General features: G+C 43.2%; 18 protein-coding genes and 1 tRNA gene. 5 read left to right on the top strand and 14 right to left on the bottom strand.

Annotated features, from left to right (window positions below):
- Window positions 1–60: 60 nt before the first annotated feature.
- The 4 genes from V7R55_RS06695 to V7R55_RS06680 form a co-directional block, all read right to left on the bottom strand.
- On the bottom strand, window positions 61–1,308 hold the full coding sequence (locus V7R55_RS06695; RefSeq protein WP_334058432.1) for a glutamate-5-semialdehyde dehydrogenase: 1,248 nt from the start codon (window positions 1,306–1,308) through the stop codon (window positions 61–63).
- Complete coding sequence (gene proB / locus V7R55_RS06690; protein ID WP_334058430.1) at window positions 1,305–2,414, bottom strand: glutamate 5-kinase; 1,110 nt, start codon at window positions 2,412–2,414, stop codon at window positions 1,305–1,307. The genes V7R55_RS06695 and proB overlap by 4 nt, the downstream gene beginning before the upstream one ends.
- Window positions 2,415–2,430: 16 nt before the next feature.
- Window positions 2,431–3,945: a sodium/proline symporter PutP gene (gene putP, locus V7R55_RS06685; protein WP_334058428.1), complete on the bottom strand. Its 1,515-nt coding sequence runs from the start codon at window positions 3,943–3,945 to the stop codon at window positions 2,431–2,433.
- A 368-nt stretch (window positions 3,946–4,313) separates the two neighbouring features.
- Window positions 4,314–5,360, bottom strand: coding sequence for a DNA topoisomerase IB (locus tag V7R55_RS06680; protein ID WP_334058426.1), 1,047 nt, complete (start codon window positions 5,358–5,360; stop codon window positions 4,314–4,316).
- Between the two features lie 607 nt (window positions 5,361–5,967).
- Between V7R55_RS06680 and V7R55_RS06675 the strand changes: the two genes are divergently transcribed.
- Both V7R55_RS06675 and V7R55_RS06670 read left to right on the top strand, forming a co-directional pair.
- Window positions 5,968–6,558 carry a hypothetical protein gene (locus V7R55_RS06675; RefSeq protein WP_334058424.1) on the top strand — a complete coding sequence of 197 codons (591 nt, stop codon included), beginning with the start codon at window positions 5,968–5,970 and terminating at the stop codon, window positions 6,556–6,558.
- A gap of 172 nt (window positions 6,559–6,730) precedes the next feature.
- Entirely contained in the window at window positions 6,731–7,561 is an 831-nt protein-coding gene (locus V7R55_RS06670) for an HAD family hydrolase (protein ID WP_334058422.1), read from the top strand.
- Window positions 7,562–7,624: 63 nt separating this feature from the next.
- On the opposite strand, the gene V7R55_RS06665 is transcribed toward V7R55_RS06670, so the two are convergent.
- The gene (locus tag V7R55_RS06665) at window positions 7,625–8,329 is read right to left on the bottom strand and encodes an SDR family NAD(P)-dependent oxidoreductase (protein ID WP_334058420.1); all 705 of its coding nucleotides are present in this window, start codon (window positions 8,327–8,329) and stop codon (window positions 7,625–7,627) included.
- Window positions 8,330–8,348: 19 nt separating this feature from the next.
- Entirely contained in the window at window positions 8,349–8,879 is a 531-nt protein-coding gene (locus tag V7R55_RS06660; protein WP_334058419.1) for a DUF2878 domain-containing protein, read from the bottom strand.
- Between the two features lie 150 nt (window positions 8,880–9,029).
- On the opposite strand from V7R55_RS06660, the gene V7R55_RS06655 reads away from it, so the two are divergent.
- The 3 genes from V7R55_RS06655 to V7R55_RS06645 all read left to right on the top strand — a co-directional run bounded on the left by V7R55_RS06655 (window position 9,030) and on the right by V7R55_RS06645 (window position 12,701).
- Window positions 9,030–10,658 (top strand): diacylglycerol kinase family protein, encoded by a 1,629-nt coding sequence (locus V7R55_RS06655; protein ID WP_334058418.1) that lies wholly within the window; start codon window positions 9,030–9,032, stop codon window positions 10,656–10,658.
- Window positions 10,659–10,664: 6 nt separating this feature from the next.
- Complete coding sequence (gene gdhA / locus V7R55_RS06650) at window positions 10,665–12,017, top strand: NADP-specific glutamate dehydrogenase (RefSeq protein WP_334058417.1); 1,353 nt, start codon at window positions 10,665–10,667, stop codon at window positions 12,015–12,017.
- Window positions 12,018–12,245: 228 nt separating this feature from the next.
- Entirely contained in the window at window positions 12,246–12,701 is a 456-nt protein-coding gene (locus V7R55_RS06645) for a hemerythrin domain-containing protein (RefSeq protein WP_334058416.1), read from the top strand.
- 149 nt (window positions 12,702–12,850) lie between these two features.
- On the opposite strand, the gene V7R55_RS06640 is transcribed toward V7R55_RS06645, so the two are convergent.
- From V7R55_RS06640 to ftsH, 8 genes are all read right to left on the bottom strand, one after another.
- Window positions 12,851–13,009 carry a YqaE/Pmp3 family membrane protein gene (locus tag V7R55_RS06640; RefSeq protein ID WP_015067141.1) on the bottom strand — a complete coding sequence of 53 codons (159 nt, stop codon included), beginning with the start codon at window positions 13,007–13,009 and terminating at the stop codon, window positions 12,851–12,853.
- Window positions 13,010–13,232: 223 nt separating this feature from the next.
- A complete protein-coding gene (locus V7R55_RS06635) occupies window positions 13,233–15,527 on the bottom strand; it encodes an EAL domain-containing protein (RefSeq protein ID WP_334058414.1) in 2,295 nt (764 codons plus the stop codon).
- A 230-nt stretch (window positions 15,528–15,757) separates the two neighbouring features.
- Window positions 15,758–15,843: transfer RNA gene (locus tag V7R55_RS06630), tRNA-Leu, on the bottom strand.
- A 16-nt stretch (window positions 15,844–15,859) separates the two neighbouring features.
- Window positions 15,860–16,297 carry a preprotein translocase subunit SecG gene (secG, locus tag V7R55_RS06625; RefSeq protein WP_334058412.1) on the bottom strand — a complete coding sequence of 146 codons (438 nt, stop codon included), beginning with the start codon at window positions 16,295–16,297 and terminating at the stop codon, window positions 15,860–15,862.
- Between the two features lie 10 nt (window positions 16,298–16,307).
- On the bottom strand, window positions 16,308–17,051 hold the full coding sequence (tpiA, locus tag V7R55_RS06620) for a triose-phosphate isomerase (RefSeq protein ID WP_334058411.1): 744 nt from the start codon (window positions 17,049–17,051) through the stop codon (window positions 16,308–16,310).
- A 96-nt stretch (window positions 17,052–17,147) separates the two neighbouring features.
- The gene (gene glmM, locus V7R55_RS06615; protein WP_334058409.1) at window positions 17,148–18,491 is read right to left on the bottom strand and encodes a phosphoglucosamine mutase; all 1,344 of its coding nucleotides are present in this window, start codon (window positions 18,489–18,491) and stop codon (window positions 17,148–17,150) included.
- 9 nt (window positions 18,492–18,500) lie between these two features.
- Window positions 18,501–19,325 carry a dihydropteroate synthase gene (gene folP, locus V7R55_RS06610; protein WP_334058407.1) on the bottom strand — a complete coding sequence of 275 codons (825 nt, stop codon included), beginning with the start codon at window positions 19,323–19,325 and terminating at the stop codon, window positions 18,501–18,503.
- A gap of 148 nt (window positions 19,326–19,473) precedes the next feature.
- Window positions 19,474–21,420: an ATP-dependent zinc metalloprotease FtsH gene (gene ftsH / locus V7R55_RS06605; protein ID WP_179983328.1), complete on the bottom strand. Its 1,947-nt coding sequence runs from the start codon at window positions 21,418–21,420 to the stop codon at window positions 19,474–19,476.
- Between the last annotated feature and the right edge of the window lie 82 nt (window positions 21,421–21,502).

Genomic DNA, 21,502 nt, shown 5'->3' with positions numbered 1-21,502 from the left:
TTTTTATTATGAAGCATGTAAACCTGCGGCACAATGCCGACCAGTTGCAACCACTATTATTTAGTCGCGAATTTGGCCTTCACCGTTCACCAGGTATTTCTCTGAAGTCAACGACTCTAAGCCCATTGGACCGTACGCATGCAGCTTGGTTGTAGCGATACCAATTTCGGCGCCTAAGCCAAGCTGGCTGCCGTCAGAGAAGCGTGAAGAGGCGTTTGCCATTACGACACTTGCATCAACTGCGCGTTGGAAAAGCTTACCTTTCTCAGCATCTTCGGTAACGATAACTTCGGTGTGATTACTACCGAACTGAGCAATGTGGTCTACTGCACCTTCAAAGTCGTCAACCACGCGAATTGCAATTTCTAGACCTAGGTACTCTTCACCGTATGCGTCTTCTGCAATTACGTCAGCGCCATCGAAATACTGACTACCTTTTTCATTTACGTGAACCTTCACGCCTTTTTCTTTAAAGGCATCGGCCACTTTTGGTAAGAAGTCACCAGCAACGGCTTGGTGTACAACCAAACCTTCAAGCGCATTACATACACCAGTACGCTGGGTTTTACCGTTGAGAAGGATTGCCATGGCTTTGTCTAAATCAGCATCTTTATCTACATAAAGGTGGCACACACCTTTAAAGTGCTGGATAACCGGTACCTTAGCGTTATCGGTTACATAGTTAATAAGGCCTTCACCACCGCGTGGAATTATCACGTCGATATAGTCGCGCTGTTCCATCAGCTCTTGCATAAGCGCGCGGTCTGGTTTTGGTACTACTGTAACCAAAGCTTTAGGCAGGTTATGCTTTTCAAGCACTTCTTGCATAAGTTCAGCAATAGCTAAACTGGTATCAAGAGCCTCTTTACCACCACGTAAAATAACAGCGTTGCCCGATTTGAAACACAGCGCGCCTGCGTCGGCAGTAACATTAGGTCGTGCTTCATAAATCATACATACAACGCCTAGCGGTATACGCATTTTCTTAATTTCAATTCCGTTAGGTCGAGTACCAATCACACGCTCTTTACCTACCGGATCGTCAAGCTCAACAATAACTTCAATGCCTTCAGCCATCGACTCGATGCGCTCGTCATCAAGGATTAAGCGGTCTACCATGGCTGCATCTAGATTATTTTCTTTTGCGCGCGCTACTTCCTTTTCGTTTACTTCAATAATTTTGCTTTTGTTTGCACGAATTGCCGCGGCCATATCAGTTAACACCGCGTTTTTCTGGCTTTCACTTAGGATTGCCAGTGTACGTGCAGCTTTTTTCGCCTGTTGTGCTAACTCTGTAATAATACTCATTCTTTCTCCAGATTTGCTATGTGCTGATCAGAAATAATTGGCCCTGTTTTTTCCTCAAACTCGTGGGCAAATTCTTCGCTTTCCTGATTCGCAATAAAATTCAATAAACAGCTACTGTAGTTCGACTTGGCTTTCACCAATTTAGTGCCGTCTTCTTTACGTACCAATATAGTGTCGCCTACCGAGAACTCGCCTTTCACGTCAATTATTTCGCTACTTGTTAGTTGCTCTGCGTCGGTATGTAAAGAGTCGTCGAAGTCTCCCTCTACTATCACCTCACCTTGCGCGTTTGACGTATGGCGCATCCAATGCACATTTTCTTGCATTGGCTTGGCGTGAGGTTTGAAATGCGTGCCTGGGTTTTCACCTGCTAGCAGCATATTAAACGACAGCTCAGTAAAGCCGTTAATAATATATGTATCTATACCATGCGAAACAGCTTTCTCGGCCGCTTCAATTTTTGTGCGCATACCGCCGGTGCCAACACCGCCTTTAACCGCACCACCAGCCATGTCGTAAACGCTTTGATCGATGGTATCAACCGATTTAAGCAGTTTTGCGTCGTCATGTTCATGTGGGTTCTTGTCGTACAACCCATCGATGTCTGAACAGATGATCAGTGCATCAGCTTCAGCCGCCGACGCCACCATGGCCGATAAATTATCGTTGTCACCAACCTTCAATTTATCAGTAGTCACAGTATCGTTTTCGTTCACGATAGGCAGAATATTGTTGTCTAACAAACTGAATATTGTTTCACGAATACTTACGTAACGTTCTCTGTCTCTTAAATCAGCATGGGTTAACAGCATCTGGGCAGACGGGAAATCAAACAGTCTGTCCCATGTGGCAATCATCTCGGTTTGACCCGCTGCTGCCATCGCTTTCTTAACCGCAATATCTGACTTTTCTTGCTCTGGAAACAGGTGCGCACCCGCCGCAACAGAGCCCGAAGACACAAGCACCACTTGTGTACCGTTAGCTCTACAACGTACGATAAATTGCGCAATGCTCAGTAAGTAATGGCTGCTACAACCTTGCTGGTTGGGCGATATTAGTGCACTACCTACTTTGATGACTACGCGTTCCCAATTAGGATGACTCATAATAAACTTTTTAACCTTAAGATTGTTGATTCGCTAATTCTTCACTGGCTTGCACGAACGTTGCTTGCACGTTTGACGATGGGTTTTCGCTTAGGCGACTTACCATGTATAGCGTTAACGTACTTACCGCAAACCCTGGAATAATTTCATAAATAACGCTGCTTAACGTTTTACCGTCAGCTAAAACTGGCGCATAAATCCAAAACAGTACGGTTACCGCACCACTTATCATACCGGCCATTGCCGCTTTCGCCGTCAGGTCCTTTTTATACAGACAAAACAGCACTAATGGACCAAATGCGGCACCAAAACCGGCCCAAGCGTTACTTACTAAAGATAAAATTGTATTCGACGCATCCATGGCTAGTAACAATGCAACCACAGCCACGCCTGCTACACCATATCGCCCAACTGTTACCGTTTGCTTTTCGCTTAACGATTTTTGTGGCGACTTTTTACTTACCATTACACGGTAAATATCTTCTGTTAACGAGCTTGCGCTAACTAATAGCTGCGACGAAATTGTACTCATAATGGCTGCTAAAATTGCTGCCATCAAAAACCCGCTAATTAATGGATGGAAAAGCAGTTGAGAGAAGATAATAAATATAGTCTCTGGATCGTCGACTGCAAGACCAAATTGGTTAGCATAAGCAATGCCTACAAACCCTGTCGCTAATGCGCCAATAATTGTTACCGTCATCCACGACATGCCAATATTTCTTGCTGTCCCAATCGCTTTAACAGAGCGAATAGCCATAAATCGCACAATGATATGAGGCTGTCCGAAGTAGCCTAAGCCCCATCCTAAACTCGATAACAAACCGACTATCGTTAGGGTCTCTAACGATTCTGAAAAATTCGGTACAGATTGATAAGCGGCGCTTGTCATTTGCGACACACTATCAAATTCAGTAAAGGCCACTATTGGTACTAGGATTAAAGCCACAAACATAATGCAGCCCTGCACAAAGTCTGTAAGGCTTACTGCTAAAAACCCACCTAATAGCGTATAAGACACCACAACGCCTAACGTAATGAATAAGCCCAGCTGGTAATCGACCGAAAATGCACTTTCAAACAGCTTACCGCCCGCCACTAACCCTGCAGACGTATACAGCGTGAAGAACAGCACAATGATTACTGCCGAAACAATTCGTAGGCTTGAATTTGGCTCATTAAAGCGCTTGGCGAAAAATTCAGGCACAGTAAGTGAATCGTTCGCCACTTCTGTGTATACACGAAGTTTCGGCGCTACTAGTAAATAGTTAGCTAAAGCACCTGCAACTAAGCCTATTGCGATGTAAACCGCGTCGAAACCGGTCAAATACATCGCGCCGGGAAGACCCATTAACATCCAGCCTGACATGTCGGATGCACCCGCAGAAAGTGCGGTAACTTGAGGGCTTACTTGTCGCCCTCCCAAAATGTAACCAGAAATATCACTGGTAGATTGTCGGTAAGCAAACAACCCTATCCCCAACATCGCTATAAAATAGACGGCGAGTGATAGGTAACTTTCCATTGGCATAACGTTCGTTATTTCCTCTATTGCTCTTCGAAAACTCGTTAATGACTACGTGCTCAACATTCTTGCAGCAACCGAAGTTAATACGGCTATTTATATCGAACAATAATCATTAGAGCTCTAACAATATAAGGATTTGGTAAAAAATTTCAAGTTTAATTTTTAAACAACTTAGTTTAAACAGCATTAACGACCAAATTAACACCAACCATGTTTCACGGCAGTTTTAACAAAGAGAAATAGATATTACTGTTAAATTTCAGAGATTTAAAAAAATACTAAAAACCATGAAACAATTTAACTTGGCGCCAAAAGCCGATAAAAACAACAACTTTACTATCAACTAAAACATTTTCATTAAAAATGCTTTGTTAGGCACACTCAGCCGAAATAACATCCAAAAGAAGCTTTTCTACAGGCAATAAGTTAGTTAATTGCGTGCAATCTTCGTTATTCAATAAACGCACCTTGTCGATAAGCTTTTCACATGACTTTTTATCGTTTTGAACGGCAAATAGCTTCGGATGAATATAATATTTTCGACATACTGTGGGCGTATTTCCGAGTTCTGCGGCCACAACCTTACTTAAGGTACTTTCCCATTTTTTGGTTCTGGAATTATTTACTTGGTCGTAGACGTAAGGAATGTTGGTTAACGCGAACCGACTCGAGGCCCAAGTTCTAAAGTCTTTGCAGCTGAACTGCTCGCTTAACTCTTCGTGAATGAACGCATTCACGTCTTCACTGGTTACATCGTGCCATTGCTTATTCTTATCCTGATAGCGGAAAAGACAATAACCTTGCTGCTGAGCGCAATCGCCAATGAGTGATGCAAGCTCAGGATCATTGACCTTTAAGGTTCTCGGCTTACCATGCTTTCCTGTGTAGGCAAGTTCAACGCTATCCTCACACTGTAATTGCACGTGTTTACGCCGCAAGGTTGTTAGCCCGTACGTTTCATTTTCTTTGCTATATTGAGCATTGCCTACCCTCGCACCTGTGTAATCGAGCAGAAGGCACACCAGCGCACATGCTCGTTCTTGTGTCCACGTTGGTTGCGAAATCAAAGAAAGACAGTGTTCTCGAAATTCAGAAAGGGCTTTGCCAAAAGCAAGCAGTCGCTCAAATTTTTCGACTTGCTGCTGTTCGTGCCATTTGTCATGGTATATGTATTGTTTTCGTCCTTTTTCATCATAGCCAACGGCCTGAATACTTGCCTTGCTATCTCGACTGATGAGTGTGTCTCTCCAATTCGGCGGAATAACGAGCTTTTTGATTCGTTTAATCACCCGCTCGCCCGTTACTTTTTTGCCACTGCTGTAACGATAGTAAAACCGCTTATTCCCACAAGAAATACGCCTAATTGTCAGGTGGCTATCGTCGGAATACATGTTGCAATAGCCTTTAGTCCTTTTCATTTTTACCCACTCCTTTCCGTACTTGGCTTAAACAGTATCTGTTTGAGGCCCGTAAAGCCACGTGTTAAGAGCCGTTGCGCTCTACTACTTACATATCGGTGTGGCGAAACCATTTTAGAACAACAGCGCTTATTCATGAGTACAAGGTACAGCCGAAATAAACGAATTGATCACTTCGACGTTTATCCTTGGAACAGCATTTATCTGTCTAATGATTATGGCTATTAAGTTAGGCCGTAACAATTTTTCACACACTTTGTAAAATAATCGCAGTACTAACGCTAGTCTCGACTAATTAAGGTGATAAAGGGGAAGTTTTTAGCAATGATTAGTCTGGTCATCACTCCTTTTTATAAACTAAATCATATGTAATATTTTGAAAATAACTATAACTTTCATAAAGATATAAATATTCGCATCACTATTTAAACTTAAGCACAAGACCTAGACGACAACCTTCGGAATATAAATTGAATAGTGCTTATATAAAGACGTTTAAGTCACGTGCCTACAAAGCTCTGATAAATAGTAAATCCTTGTAGGCAGCTGTTTTAGAAACTAAGAAGATTTAGTTGGTGAGTCCAAGAAAGAAGTCGAGGATTTAAAAATGAGTATTCAAAATTCGAACGAAATTGATTCAGAAAACGCTAAAAATAATGAACATGAAAATTTACGAGCTAATTTAGTATCTAGTGATGAGCTTCAAGTTGACGCTGTATTCAGCTCAAAGCAAAAAGTGCAAGAAGCGTTAGCAATAGTGCAAGACCAAACATCGGTTGAGTCATCTCAAATTGAGATAATTGAAGCCGGTGACCCGAATATGAGTGAAAAACTTGAACGTAGCAGTGCGTCGATAGGAAAAAGTATGTGGTCTTCACACCTTCTTCTTGGCTCACTAGGGCTTATTATGGGCTTAATTGCCGCTTTTTTACTAACGCAGTTCGGCCCTGCTCTTACGCAGCAAAATCCGTTATTTACTTATATAGCGTTAATAAGTCCGGGGCTGTTTATAGGGCTCTTTGTAGCTGGTTTAATTGGCTTGCGCCCAGATAGAAATGAAGTGATACAAACAGTACGCCATGCAATCCGCTATGGCAAAGTAGCCTTGGTCATTAATCTTAAAAAATCTCAGTCATCGTCAAAAGTATCGCAAGTGTTAAAACAGCACAGTGACAGTGTGGTCGAGTCAATTCGATAGTAATATTAATTCCATTACATGCAGCCATGCATAAATTTAGAATGTGTTAGAGTAGTGAACAATCGAGCGAGCTGCTCCAATAAAAATCAAGGGCAATACATCGAATTTCGTATGTATTGCCCTTTGGTATTTGGTCAGTGGTAATTTGAAAGAGAGACTAGGCACCAATTGTATGGATTTAATATTTTTTGATTTAGACGGGACCTTGTTAAACAAGTCTTCGGAAATTTCATCTTTCACAAGAGATACCTTGAACTTATTGAGCGAGAGGGACATTGCCTTCACAGTAGCAACAGGACGTACCATGCATTCAGCACAATTTGTGCTACAGGGTCAATCCTTTGTGCTTCCGCATATTTACAATAATGGCGTAGCCATTTGGGACCCAAGCGGAAATGCGCTAACGCTGGAAAACCTACTCGCGCCTAGTGAAGCCAATCTTATTATTGAGCACGCGGTTAAGAATAACATTACGCCTTTCATTAACACGGTAAATATGGATAGCCCTGACCACGAACACGTGATCTATCACTCTGCCCCAAAGCATCAGGTGGAATTTGATTTAATCGAAAAATACTTTTCGCGCACAAAAGCGCGCTTGGCTTCTATTGAAGCATTACCTGCCAATGCGCACATAACTAATATCAGTATGATCGGCGATGCGGCACTTGTCTATGATATGTACCAGCAACTAAATATGCATGAGCAATTAATAGCGTATTCAGGGCCTGCGATTGAGGGTGACGAATATCGTTGGATGGATGTTCACCATAATCTCGCCAACAAAGGCAGCGCTGTTGAGTTATTGCGAAATCAATTAGACGCGAGCAACGTCATTGTTTTTGGTGATAGCGACAACGACTTGAGCATGTTTAAGCTTGCTGATGAAGCCTATGCACCTTCAAACGCCAAACCTTATATTAAAGATGCTGCTACTTCTGTAATAGGGCATCATGATGAAGATGGAATCGCCCGCTTTTTAAGAGAGCGATTCTCGCTTTAATCATACCGCTATTCGCGTTCCACAAACTATTGGTGGCCCAATATATGTTGACCGGCTATCGGGCTACCAATCAATGGGCTCTCTGTCTTTCAAAAATTTGCCGTTAGGGCCGCCCTCTTCCATCGTTGCAAGCCAAATTGCCGTATCTGCACCCTCTTCAGGTGTTTTTGGTGCGTCGCTGCCCCCCATTCGGGTATGTACCCAGCCTGGCGTCATACTGTTTATCGTTACATCAATCTTTTTGCACTCTGCAGCTTTATCGACTTCGGCAGCCATTTTCACGGTAAGGGCGTTAATGGCTGCTTTGGTTACTGCGTAGCATAAAGGTCCTTTTAAACCTTCGGCAAAGCTACCGTAACTAGAACTAACGTTAATAATGCGCCCAAAACCTCGCTCAATCATTTGCGGTAAGGTTTGTTGAATAAGCGTTAATGGCGCGTTCACGTTTACCTGTACGGATTTTGCTAAGCTTTCACTATTTACCTCTTTCCAATCGGTGTCATCTAATATGCCTGCATTGTTTATTAGAATATCGATAGGGCCATAAACAGCTTCCGCTCGAACAAACGCATCTACAATCGCCGTTTCATTATCGAGGGGCATTTCAATAACATGTAAATCCCCTCCTACAATATCCTTTTTAGCCTCAAGACCTGACTCTTCATCTCGACATCCCATCAATACCTTATAACCTTTAGACAGCATTCCTTTTACTATTTCAAGGCCGATACCTCGATTGCCACCAGTTACTAATACGTTTTTCGTCATGCCAATACACTCCTTGCATTTACGCTTGGGCTTGTTTTGCCTCAAAACGATTGGATAAATAAAAACACAGCGGGAAAATTACGCTCCACACTAACGCGATGAAAATATAAGAAAGCATAATGCTGGCCCCAAACTCTACTGCACCAAAATTGGCACCGGCGATATAGCTAAGTGGGGCAAAGATTGCACCAGCAATTGCAGCAATAACCGTTCGGCCATTAAAGGCGGTTAAACTGTGATACACAGTACCTGCGAACGCAGCCCAAAGAAGACTAAGCCAAATGGGAATTGGCCAAAAGCCCACCAACACATCTGTTTGATTGAAAATGAATAGACCGCTTAATGTAAGTAAGGCATCGACGACAGTGCCTAGTAAAAAAACTGCACTCATAAGCTTTATGTCTTCGACGCGTTTAGGGGAAAATGCAATCCAAACCAAAAGCAGGCCCAATACCGGAAGCACGGCACTGTTTTGAAACAGAATCACCAACCACCATATTGCTTGAAACCAGACAAAATTAGCAACTTTGAGTACTACCGTTTTATTCATTACATACGCTCATATTTTCCATACAAAAATATACGCTTACTGCCTAGCGATAGTTCAAATTAAGGGTCTTAAAAGTAAACGAAAACAAATGGGTGTAAGTATAAATGCCTAAGCTAATTGCTTTTTCTAATTACAAAGGATGTGTTCGTCGTGAAAATGGTAAAGTATTACATACTTGCAGCATTGTTAGCGCTGGTGTTAACGGTAACAGTGCCTGTGCTATTGCTCAAAATTGTATTTGGATGGATTGCTTTTTCGCTTATTGCGGTAAGTAGTGCCTATTTACTCAACTACCCAAGTTTATTTCGCAAACGGGAAGATGGATCGATTCCATTCTACATTCGCTGGATTTTTGTTCCATTTCTGCTGGGCTCGTGGCTTTATAACGAGTACGCACGTAGAACAGACAAAGTACCTCCACTTCAAAAAATTGAATCAAACCTTTTTCTCGCTTGCCGCATGTCTGGACAGCATGTTGATTTACTTAACGAGAATAATATCGATGCGATCCTCGACGTAACTGCAGAGTTTGACGGCTTGGATTGGACAGCGTATCAAGAAGATTTTAGATACCTAAACGTGCCAGTCTTAGACCATACTAGCCCTACCCCAGAGCAACTTGTGCTTGCTATCAATTGGCTCAATCAACAGGTATCTGAAAACAAAAATGTTGTTGTGCATTGCGCACTTGGTCGAGGACGTTCGGTGCTAGTAGTGGCAGCTTATCTTCTGGCAAAAAACCCAGATTTAAGTGTAGATGATGCTATGCGACAGATTAATCAAATACGTCAAACAGCAAGGCTTAATAAACGCCAGTTAGCATCACTGCAAAAGGTCAGAGATGGCGGCCTACTCTCTTTACAGAAGAACTTAACGTTAATTGTCAATCCGGTAGCCGGCGGCGGTAAGTGGGAACAGTACCGTGGTGAGGTACTTGCAAGGCTAAATGAAAAATTCAAGGTAACGGTAAAAGAAACCACACCAGAAATAGACGGCAAGGCACTTGCTGAACAGGCTAAAGATGAGAAGGCACAAATCGTCATTGCCTGCGGTGGAGATGGTACGTTAACTGAGGTGGCATCAGCGCTAGTTGATACTGACATCACAATGGGAATTATCCCATTTGGTACGGCAAATGCGCTGAGTCAAGTACTCCACGGTTATATAAGCAAAGTTATGCCTATTAGCACCGCTTGCGACATCATCATTAATGGCAACACGTTAAAAATTGATACCGCAACTTGTAACGATAAAGTCATGTTGTTGGTAGCAGCCGTTGGATTTGAAGAGAAAATGATTTCTGCCGCTGACAGAGAAGAGAAAAATGTGGGCGGCCAGTTTGCCTACTTGAAAGGGCTGTGGAATGCCATTTCTAATAATGAAAACATGACATTTGAAGTAGCAAAGGATGGCAACCCAGCTGAGACGCTAGAAACACCTAGCTTTGTTATAGCCAATGCTGCACCTATGACAACCGCATTGGCACAGGGTGCTGAGCAGCCAGATATTACCGATGGAAAGCTAGATCTTACTTGGTTATTGCCCCAGCCAAGCTCTGACAGACAGTTCGCATCACTCGCGGAACTGGTTTTAAGCCCTTCGGAAGCTAAAAAGAATTCAGACACCATTCGTCACGAACGTGCATCAAACATAACGCTAACATTCGATAAGCCCACTGCCTATGCAGTAGACGGTGAAATCTATGAAGGTGATAAACTTATCATAAAAACCTTCCCAAGAAGCCTCACCGTACTCTCCAACTTTGAAGATAAGGATTGATGGTACATGCCTCAAAAAAGTAATTTTGATGAAATTTTTACGTTTCTAAAAGAGAAATTTTCAAATGAAACCGAGTACCTTCAGGCTGTACATGAAGTTCTTGAAGATATTGTTCCCATCTACAATGCAAATGAAGACTACAAAGCATTCGATATAGTCAGACGCATTTGTATGCCCGAGCGAGTGATTTATTTCACTATCTCGTGGATGAACAGCGAAGGAAATATTGAAGTTAACCAAGGGTGGCGTGTGCAGCACAACTCGGCAATGGGGCCGTACAAAGGTGGCCTGCGTTTTCACCCTACCGTGAACCTATCGGTGTTAAAGTTTCTAGCCTTCGAGCAATGTTTTAAAAATGCACTAACTGGCCTTCCTATGGGTGGCGGTAAAGGCGGTTCAGACTTCAATCCTAAAGGCCGAACAAACCGAGACATTATGCTTTTTTGCCAAGCATTTATGCGGGAACTACAGCGGCATATAGGAGCTAACACCGATGTACCCGCTGGCGATATCAACGTGGGTGCCCGTGAAATCGGTTATCTATATGGTGAATACCGCAGGTTAAACAATAGGTTTGAGGGCGTATTAACGGGCAAAGGCCTAGAGTTTGGCGGCAGTTATGTACGCACAGAAGCGACAGGTTTTGGTTTAATATACTTTCTAGAAGCCGTCTGTCAGCACCGTGATACGCAAATTGAAGGTCAGACTATAGCTGTATCAGGCGCAGGTAATGTCGCGCTGCACGCTGCACTCAAAGCGGTGGAAAAAGGTGGAAAGGTTATCTCCCTTTCCAATAGTCGAGGGCTTCTGCACAACGAAGATGGGCTAAGTGATACTGCGCTAAAATGGGCAATAGATAACCACGCAAATCGTAATAATATTCTTGAAGATATGGCTGAAGAGAACCTGGGCAAGTGGGTAGCCGATAAAAAGCCATGGCATTTAGCGTGTGATATTGCCCTTCCCTGCGCAACTCAGAACGAACTGCTTGAAGAAGATGCAAAGGCATTGCTCGATAATGGCTGCCAAATGGTACTAGAGGGTGCAAATATGCCATGTACAAACGATGCTCAAGCACGCTTTTTAGATGCCAAAATAGTTTATGTACCGGGTAAAGCATCAAACGCTGGCGGTGTTGCTTTATCGGGCTTAGAAATGAGCCAAAATGCAATGTTCAATCAACGGGACGCAAGTACGCTGGATGATCAATTGTATTCTATTATGGAGAGTATTCATCAGCGCTGTGTTGCAGAAGGACAAGCCAACAGTGGTGATACTAACTACGTTAACTATATGAAAGGCGCTAACATAGCATCGTTTAGGCGACTTGCTGACGCCATGGTCGCACAAGGCGTATAACCCTCCCTTTATTACAGCTTGTCGATAAGTTTACGGTAACACCGCCGTGAATTTATCGGCAACCTCAGTGTAAAATTTGCTCTCCACCTTTGGCATAACTTGCCTACTTTGTATCCGTAACACCAATAAAGTAAGTAAATTCATTAAGTTAGATACATAAGGTTCATGGAATAAAAATCGCATTGCTAAAAGCGTCATACACTTTTAAATTTACGAAAGGAACTTCCCATGAAAATTTTTGAAGCACTACGTCAAGACCATGAAAAGCAACGTTTACTGTTAAAGATTTTGGCTGAAACTAGCGGTAACACTGCTGCCCGTCGTGAGTACTATGAAGAGTTGAAAACACAGCTTGAAAGTCATGCTATTGCAGAAGAGCGCCATTTCTATACCCATCTTTTAAAGAAAGATTCGACAGTAGATTTAACCCGTCACGGTATTGCAGAACACCATGAGATTGACGAGTTACTTGAAAAGCTAGATGAAACTGACATGAGTTCACCCGCTTGGTTGCGTCATCTAAAAAACCTGCAAGAAAAAGTAGAGCACCACCTTGCCGACGAAGAACAGGAGTTTTTCCAAGTTGCTGGCAGTGTTCTTAATGAACGCCAAAAAACACAGCTTGCTGATGAATATCAAAAAGAGATGAGACAAGAATTAGATGAAGAAAAAGTTACTGCATAGTTTACAAAAATGAAGCGCGCTCTGCGCTTCATTTATTTATTAGCAAAGCATAAAAAAACCAGCTTAAAAAGCTGGTTTTTTTGTATCCGATTTCTCTTAGTTACAACGTCTTACGCACTTTAGCCGTCCAGCTAAAGTGCCTAGATTAATTACTTTTTAGCAATGATGTAAATTGCGTGGATAACACCCGGGAAATAACCAAGAATAGTTAGCAGAATATTAATCCAGAAATGTGCTCCTAGGCCAACTTGTAAAAATACGCCTAGTGGTGGAAGTAAAATTGATAAAAGTATACGAATGATGTCCATAATAAATTCCTTGTTTTTGAAGTAATTTCACAACTCATTAGGCAAAATACTCACACACGGTGATGAATTTAGGCCTGCGGAGCGTTTTTTAACGTCTCACTACTGTTTTTTAGCATGAACAATGCCAAGCTGCGTGAACGAGGCCAAGTCAGCGAGGTATGTCTACATGCACAGCACTAAAGCATTGCGTACACTAAAAAATAAACTTTTCCTTATAATAAAGCTATTCACCGAAAGGCGTATTTTGAAGCCAATCTTCAAGGTCTGAACGGTTCAGCGGACGGCTTATATAATAGCCCTGTGCAATATCGCATCCCCAATCTTTCAAGATCTTTAGAGACGCAACGTCTTCCACACCTTCAGCCACCACTTTCAAATTGAAAACGCTTGCTAAACTAAGCACGGTGTGAACAATTTGCTGATCGTTCTCGTCGCTAGCCAGAGCAAGTATAAAGCTTTTATCAATTTTGATAGTTTTAACCGGTAAGTTTTTTAAATAGGCCAATGACGAATAGCCAGTACCAAAATCATCTATAGCGAAGTGAAAGCCTCGAGCAGTCAATTCGCTCAGGTTTTCAATTGCCAGCGACGCATCAGCAACTAAATCGCTTTCGGTAATTTCGAGTTCTAAAGCTTCAGGTGACAGTCCCTTTTGAGTAAGCAATGTCACGAGCTTGCTCAGCAACACCTTATTTTGAATGTCTTGCGTAGACAGATTCATTGCAACGGTAAACTGATAACCTTTCGACCTAAAGTAAGATAAGTCAGTAATGGTTTGCTTCATTACCCACATCGTTACCTGTTCAATCAAACCTGCCTGCTCAGCGATGGTAATGAACTCGTCTGGTGGAACAAAACCAAGAGTACTGCTATTCCAGCGGATTAACGCCTCCATGCTACAAACTTTCATAGTTTGTAAGTCAACCTTAGGCTGATAGACCATAGACAGTTCGTTTTGCTGACTAGCAAGTACCCGTTTCAACTCCGTTGTAATTGAAAGGCGACGGTTATACTTGTCTTCTAGGTCGGCTCGATACCGCACAAACCAACTACCGCTATGAATCGCTTCATCGGTTACTATATTCATCTTTCTGAAAAGCTCTTCAGACGAAGAAGCATCTTGAGGGCACTCAATAATTGCCATGGCTACTTTTACGGGAATAGCAATAAGGTTACTCTCTACAGGTTGTTCGAGTATATGCTTTAGCGTTTCTAGCTGATCATCATTCAGCGACTCATGTGAAATATACAGTATCTCGCCGCCAGCTAGTCGTGCAGATATTCCGGGCCAGCGTTGCAAACGTTGAGCAAGAGCCTTTAACGTATTATCACCATTTGAGTAACCGTATAAGTCGTTTATGGTTCTAAACCCAATAACGGTTATCGCTACAACTTGAACGGCTCGCCCTTGGCTAAGCTCAGACTCAAAATAAGTTTCAACATAGTTACGATTAAAAAGCCCAGTTAACACATCGTGCTCTGCTTGGTAGCGTATGTGCTTTTCACGGCTTTTAATACTCGCTTGCATGCTGTCTACTGCATTAGCAAGCTCAGTTATTTCTTTCAGTTTAGCCGGTGCTTCAAGAGTTGCCCCATAGCTTCCTGATGCCACCTTGTTTACTGCTTTTACCAATTTAGATACAGGCTCGCTTACATTTCTTGCCAATAACAGAGAAAGACCCATGGCGATAAGAATTGCTAATAGGCAAAAAGCCAATATGGTTAATTGTATACGCGTGAATGCGTTGAAATAAGAAGTTGTATCTACAGCTAACGTAATGGCAACAGGCAAATTCTGCTCGGACCCGATACTGACTTGGCGAGCAAAATAAGTTAATTCGTTTTTGAATGTTACGTCTAACCAAGATGGATCTTGTTCAGATGATATTATTCTTTGCGCTTCGGCCTTATCTAATGTTGCTTTTATTACCTCGCCTGTACCTATCTCAGAAATTATGATTTCTGCATCGACAAGTTGCTTAAACTGCTCAAGTAGCGCGGTGTCAAATTCGACACCAATCAACATGTAATATCGAAGTGTAGGAATTTCTACACGAAGTAGGTTCAGCTGAACTAACTTATTATTTACAACAAAAAAGCCGCTGTCTCGCCCTTGTGCTACAAGCGACAAACTGCTTTCTACATCCTGACCAACTTCGAATAAGTCTGTGTGGGTTGCAACAATCTTATGGTCCAGGCTCACTAAGGCGATAATTTGTGTATTGAGGCGATCAGCATAACTCGTAAATGCAGCTTCAATAGATGGAATATTCTCGGTTCCAACGGCACGTCTGAAATCAAAGGAACGAGATAGGACCTTGGAAACACTTTTAATGACAGCTTGCCTGTCGGCAACGACTTTATCAAAAACTTTTTCAGCTAAAAGAAAATCGTGATCAATATTTTGGACAACAAGAGTGTTCGCGGAACGCCAAACAGCGCCAATAATCAGAAGTGATGCTATTACAATCCCTATTAACAAGGTTTGGAATAAAGTCTGACTTAGTGTCTTTTGCACTATAGTGCCCCGTAAAGATCGTTATAATTGTAAAGCAGTCGAAATAAATGTCGAAGTTAAGAATAGCTGATTAATAATAATAGGGACAGGTATAACATGCTGTAAATTTTAGATTTTAACGCTTTGTTACAAATACTCTGCACTCGACACATATTCGCTAAGCCTTAGCTAGCAAGACAGGAAGACGGCGTAAAAAAAAAGCCAGCGTAGCGCTGGCTTTTATTACTAGTTGGTGCGGAAAGCGGGACTTGAACCCGCACGAGCTATGCTCACCACCCCCTCAAGATGGCGTGTCTACCAATTCCACCACTTCCGCGAAACTTTTTATATGCTTAGTTTGAACCTTCAGAGCCATCAGCTACAGGAACATCAGTACCATCTGCTACTGGCACATCAGATGAACCTACTTCACCAGCTGGCACGTCACCTTGTGCTGCATCTTCAATAACTGGAACATCTTGGTCAGCCGGAAGCTGTACTGGCTCTTCAACCGCCGCTGGAACTTCTAGGTTGTTCCACTCGTCTTCAGCACTTTCACGATTTGCAGTCATTGCGCCTAAGCTGAGGCTAATAAAGAAAAACAGACCAGCTAAAATACCGGTTGTACGCGTCATAAAGTTACCTGAACCCGATGAACCAAATACTGTATTTGAACCACCTGAGCCAAATGAAGCGCCCATATCTGCACCTTTACCCTGTTGGATCAAAACGAAACCAATAAGTAAAAGCGCTACAATTAGGTATGCTACTAATAGCACTTCGTAAATCATAAATACCTCGTCAGTTTGCCGCTTGGCAAATTGAAATAAAATCTTCAGCCTTTAAACTGGCACCGCCAATTAAACCACCATCTACGTCTTTCTGCGCAAATAAGGTGCCGGCATTATCTGGCTTAACGCTACCACCGTATAAGATACGTAGGCCCTGAGCCAGTTCGGTGTCTACCTTACTAAAGTAGCCACGGATAAATTCGTGAACGTCTTGTGCTTGCTCTGGGCTTGCAGTTTTACCTGTACCTATAGCCCAAATTGGCTCGTACGCTATAACCGTATTGCTTAGTTCGTCTATAGACATCGCATTAACAAGTGCGTCTAGTTGTTCACCGACAAACGACTCTACGTTATCAGCATCTCTCACATCTAGGGGTTCACCTACGCAAATGATAGGAACTATACCAGATGCGACACACTGCTTAGCCTTTAGCGCTACAAGCTCACTCGACTCGCCTTGATCTTCGCGTCTTTCAGAATGCCCAACTATTGCGTAACCGCAACCTGCTTCTTTAAGCATTTGGACTGATAGCTCACCTGTGTGAGCGCCATTCTCTAAATGACTTACGTTTTGAGTGCCGATAGCAAATGAACGAGTTTCAAATGCGTGTAAAAGTAAAGAAGGAGCACAAATTACTATTTCCGACTCAGCTTTCACATCAGCGAGTTTCTGATTAAATTCGGCAACTAATGCCAAATTTCCATTCATTTTCCAATTGCCAGCCACGAATGGCTTTCTTACATTTTCACTCACAACGCAGACCTTAGCCCTGTCTTTAAAGCGGGCGTGATATTAACTATTTAATTGAAAAGATACAAGCACAAAAAGCAAAATTTCCTGCTACGCCAACTAATTGGCGAGTTTGCGAACAGTTTCTGCAATGTGCTCTGCCCATTTGTGAGATTGTGCGTCGTCGTTGGACTCTACCATTACTCGAATTAACGGTTCAGTGCCACTCTTACGCAGAAGTACCCTACCCGTCTTGCCCAACGCAGACTCTGCTTCTTTCTTGGCGTTTTGTACGTCTTGGTGTGAGAGGTAATCCACCTCTTGGTTGGCGTAACGCACGTTAACCAGTGTTTGTGGATACATATCAAAACCGCTGGATAAATCATGCAGATCCATATGCGAACGCAGCATTGCGGCAAGCACCTGAAGTCCGGCTACTATACCATCTCCAGTAGAGCTCATATTTAGGTTAAGAACGTGCCCTGAATTTTCACCGCCAATAGACCAGCCTTTTTGCTGAAGAAGTTCCATTACGTATCGGTCACCGACGTTACTTCTAGCAAATGGAACGCCCAATTTCGATAGTGCGTTTTCAAGGCCAAGATTACTCATCAATGTACCCACTACGCCGCCCTGCATCTTGCCATTTTTAAGCGCGTCTCGAGCAATAATGTAAACAATCTGGTCTCCGTCTAAAACATTACCAAGGTGGTCTACCATCATAATGCGATCGCCGTCGCCATCTAGCGCAAAGCCAAGGTCAGCGCCAGTTTCTTTAACTTTATTGACTATCGCATCCATTGAGGTTGCGCCAACACCGTCATTGATATTTAAACCGTTCGGCGTGGTACCCAGCTCAACTACTGTTGCTCCTAACTCGCGAAGTACGTTTGGCGCTATGTGGTACGTAGCACCGTGTGCGCAATCTACTACTATTTTAATACCCGTTAACGATAACTCTGACGGGAATGTGCCTTTACAAAATTCAATGTAACGGCCAGCAGCATCATCAATTCTGGTTGCCTTACCTAGCTTGTCAGACGCTACGCAAGTCATTGGGCGCTCTAACATGTCCTCAATAGCTAGCTCAATGTCGTCATCTAGCTTAAAGCCTTGAGCAGAGAAGAATTTGATGCCGTTATCGTAAAAAGGATTATGGGAGGCACTGATTACGATACCCGCTTCAGAGCGAAACGTTTTAGTTAGATACGCAATTGCTGGTGTAGGCATAGGACCTAACAAGCCAATATTGATGCCTGCTGCCGATAAACCTGCTTCTAGAGAGGACTCTAACATGTAGCCAGAAATTCGTGTGTCCTTACCAATAAGTACCTTATTCGTGCCACGGCCCGCCAGTACTTTACCCGCTGCCCAACCTAACTTGGTTACAAACTCAGGGTTGATATTACTTTCGCCGACTTTTCCACGTATACCATCGGTACCAAAATATTTGCGCTGGGTCATTATTATTCCTTATTTAATCGTATTCAGCATTTTCACGATATTGACAGCATCCGCTGTTTCTTTAACGTCGTGAACGCGAATAATCTGTGCGCCCATTTGTGCGACAATTGTAGCGAGGCTTATGCTTCCCGCCAAGCGCTCATCGACTTTTCTGTTAAGCAAATTTCCTATCATCGATTTACGCGACATTCCAACCAACACGGGATAGCCCAACGACATGATACGTGGAAGATGTTTAACCAAGGCATAATTGTGCTCTAGTGATTTACCAAATCCGTAGCCTGGGTCGAACAATATGGTTTCTTGAGGAATGCCGGCCTGCTCACATGCCCTAGCGCGTTCCATTAAGAAGTGACCTACTTCCTTAATTACATCGTTATACTCAGGGTTGTTTTGCATAGTTCGGGGCTGTCCTTTCATATGCATTAAGCACACAGGGACATTAGTACTGGCGGCCGCCTCGAGTGCACCGGGCTCTTGCAAAGCACGTACATCGTTTATCAAACCTGCTCCGGCTTTTACCGCTTCGCGCATTACCTCTGCTTTACTGGTATCAATGGATATTACGCACTCGCTCCTTTTAGCGACAGCTTCAATAACAGGTATTGTACGGTCAAGCTCTTCTTGCAGTGACACATCCGGGGCGCCAGGTCGCGTTGATTCACCGCCGATGTCGATAAAGGTTGCGCCCTCTTCAAGCATACGAAGGGCGTGTTCAACGGCTTGCGTCACACTGGCATGTTTGCCGCCGTCAGAGAAAGAGTCAGGTGTTACATTTAAAATGCCCATCACATGTGACTGTGATAAATCGATGAAGTGCTTTCCAAACTGCATGAATTACTCGCATTACTGTTCTTTAAAGATGAAGCTATAAAGCAAACTGGTTTTAACCCACAGAGATAGAAATAAACGTTAGATTAAAATCAACCTGCTCTAACAAAAAACGCCAGCTGAACTGGCGTTTTTTAATTAGTGTAAAGGCTTAGCTTGGAATATCACCCGGCTTGCCTACCGACGGTTTATCAACACCATCGTTTTTAATTTCACCTTCGCGAACTGGTGCACCACCGCTTGGCTTATCGCCACCAGACGGCTTGCTGTCATCCCAATCTGCAGGAGGACGAACGTCAGTGCGGTTCATTAGATCATCAATTTGCTTAGCATCAATGGTTTCATACTTCATCAGTGCATCTTTCATTGAGTGTAAGATATCGATGTTGTCTTCAAGGATCTTTTGAGCGCGTTCATAGTTGCTGTCAATCAATGATTTGATTTCTGCATCAATAGCACGTGCTGTGTCGTCAGACATATTCGTTGCCTTAGACATCGACTTACCTAGGAACACTTCACCTTCGTCTTCAGCATATAGCATTGGACCCATTTTGCTCGACAAGCCCCACTGAGTTACCATCTTACGCGCAATTTCAGTTGCACGTTCGATGTCGTTAGACGCGCCCGTTGTTACTTTGTCATCGCCGTAAATGATGGCTTCAGCAATACGCCCACCGAACAAACTAGAAATCATGCTTTCTAAGTGTTGTTTAGAATGACTTACACGGTCTTGTTCCGGCAAGTACATGGTTACACCCAACGCGCGACCACGTGGAATGATCGATACTTTGTAAACCGGATCGTGCTCTGGTACTAAGCGCCCCACGATGGCGTGACCGGCTTCGTGGTATGCTGTCATTTCTTTTTCAGGCTCAGACATCACCATTGACTTACGCTCAGAGCCCATCATGATTTTGTCTTTCGCTTTTTCAAACTCTTCCATTGAAACAAGTCGCTTGTTGCCGCGAGCAGCGAACAGTGCAGCTTCGTTAACTAGGTTAGCTAGGTCAGCACCTGAGAAACCTGGTGTACCACGAGCAATAACTGATGGCTCTACGTTGTCGGCAACAGGTACTTTGCGAATGTGAACCTTAAGAATTTGTTCACGACCGCGGATGTCAGGAAGTCCAACCACTACTTGACGGTCAAAGCGACCTGGACGAAGTAGCGCAGGGTCTAGTACGTCAGGGCGGTTAGTTGCCGCAATAACGATGATACCTTCATGACCTTCAAAACCGTCCATTTCAACTAGCATTTGGTTAAGTGTTTGTTCACGCTCATCGTGACCACCACCTAAACCTGCGCCACGTTGACGGCCTACCGCGTCAATTTCGTCGATAAAGATGATGCACGGCGCTGCTTTCTTGGCCTGTTCGAACATGTCACGAACACGCGATGCACCCACACCCACAAACATTTCAACGAAGTCAGAACCCGATATGGTAAAAAACGGCACTTTTGCTTCGCCGGCAATCGCCTTCGCTAATAGTGTTTTACCTGTACCTGGAGGACCTACCATTAGTACGCCCTTCGGGATCTTACCACCAAGTTTCTGGAACTTAGATGGGTCGCGAAGGAAGTCTACCAACTCAGACACGTCTTCTTTAGCTTCATCACAGCCTGCTACGTCAGCAAATGTTGTCTTGATTTGGTCTTCACCAAGTAATCGAGCTTTGCTCTTACCAAAAGACATAGCGCCACGGCCGCCACCACCTTGCATTTGACGCATGAAGAATATCCACACACCGATAAGCAACAACATGGGGAACCATGAAATGAAAATTGACGTTAGAAGAGACTGCTCTTCTGGTGGTTCGCCGTAAACTCTTACATCGTTCTTAACTAAGTCAGATACTAACTTGTCATCGAAGTAAGGTACGAATGTTTGGAAAGTTTCGCCTGAACGCTTTGTACCGCGAATTTCGCCACTATTATTAATGCGAACTTCACGAATATTTCCCTGTTCTGCTTCTCTCAAAAACGTTGTGTAGTCAGTTTGTGAACGAGACGATTCACTCGGTGAAAAGCTCTGAAAAACCGACATTAAAACAACGGCGATGACTAACCATAAGATTAAATTTTTTGCCATATCGCTCAATGCTACTAACCTCTATAAACCCGAATTGCTTGTATATTCAACAAGTTGTTTATTGAATAAACGCCACAACTCGCAACGAAAA

The sequence above is a fragment of the Alteromonas sp. S005 genome (genome assembly GCF_036864475.1).
Taxonomy (GTDB): domain Bacteria; phylum Pseudomonadota; class Gammaproteobacteria; order Enterobacterales; family Alteromonadaceae; genus Alteromonas.
Note: the sequence above shows the minus strand (reverse complement) of the source record. Positions and strands in the feature narration are given on the sequence as shown.

Coding starts and splice junctions, on each gene's coding strand:
- V7R55_RS06695 (WP_334058432.1), bottom strand. CDS start 1,308: ATGAGTATTATTACAGAGTTAGCACAACAGGCGAAAAAAGCTGCACGT.
- proB (WP_334058430.1), bottom strand. CDS start 2,414: ATGAGTCATCCTAATTGGGAACGCGTAGTCATCAAAGTAGGTAGTGCA.
- putP (WP_334058428.1), bottom strand. CDS start 3,945: ATGCCAATGGAAAGTTACCTATCACTCGCCGTCTATTTTATAGCGATG.
- V7R55_RS06680 (WP_334058426.1), bottom strand. CDS start 5,360: ATGAAAAGGACTAAAGGCTATTGCAACATGTATTCCGACGATAGCCAC.
- V7R55_RS06675 (WP_334058424.1), top strand. CDS start 5,968: ATGAGTATTCAAAATTCGAACGAAATTGATTCAGAAAACGCTAAAAAT.
- V7R55_RS06670 (WP_334058422.1), top strand. CDS start 6,731: ATGGATTTAATATTTTTTGATTTAGACGGGACCTTGTTAAACAAGTCT.
- V7R55_RS06665 (WP_334058420.1), bottom strand. CDS start 8,329: ATGACGAAAAACGTATTAGTAACTGGTGGCAATCGAGGTATCGGCCTT.
- V7R55_RS06660 (WP_334058419.1), bottom strand. CDS start 8,879: ATGAATAAAACGGTAGTACTCAAAGTTGCTAATTTTGTCTGGTTTCAA.
- gdhA (WP_334058417.1), top strand. CDS start 10,665: ATGCCTCAAAAAAGTAATTTTGATGAAATTTTTACGTTTCTAAAAGAG.
- V7R55_RS06645 (WP_334058416.1), top strand. CDS start 12,246: ATGAAAATTTTTGAAGCACTACGTCAAGACCATGAAAAGCAACGTTTA.
- V7R55_RS06640 (WP_015067141.1), bottom strand. CDS start 13,009: ATGGACATCATTCGTATACTTTTATCAATTTTACTTCCACCACTAGGC.
- secG (WP_334058412.1), bottom strand. CDS start 16,297: ATGATTTACGAAGTGCTATTAGTAGCATACCTAATTGTAGCGCTTTTA.
- glmM (WP_334058409.1), bottom strand. CDS start 18,491: ATGACCCAGCGCAAATATTTTGGTACCGATGGTATACGTGGAAAAGTC.
- folP (WP_334058407.1), bottom strand. CDS start 19,325: ATGCAGTTTGGAAAGCACTTCATCGATTTATCACAGTCACATGTGATG.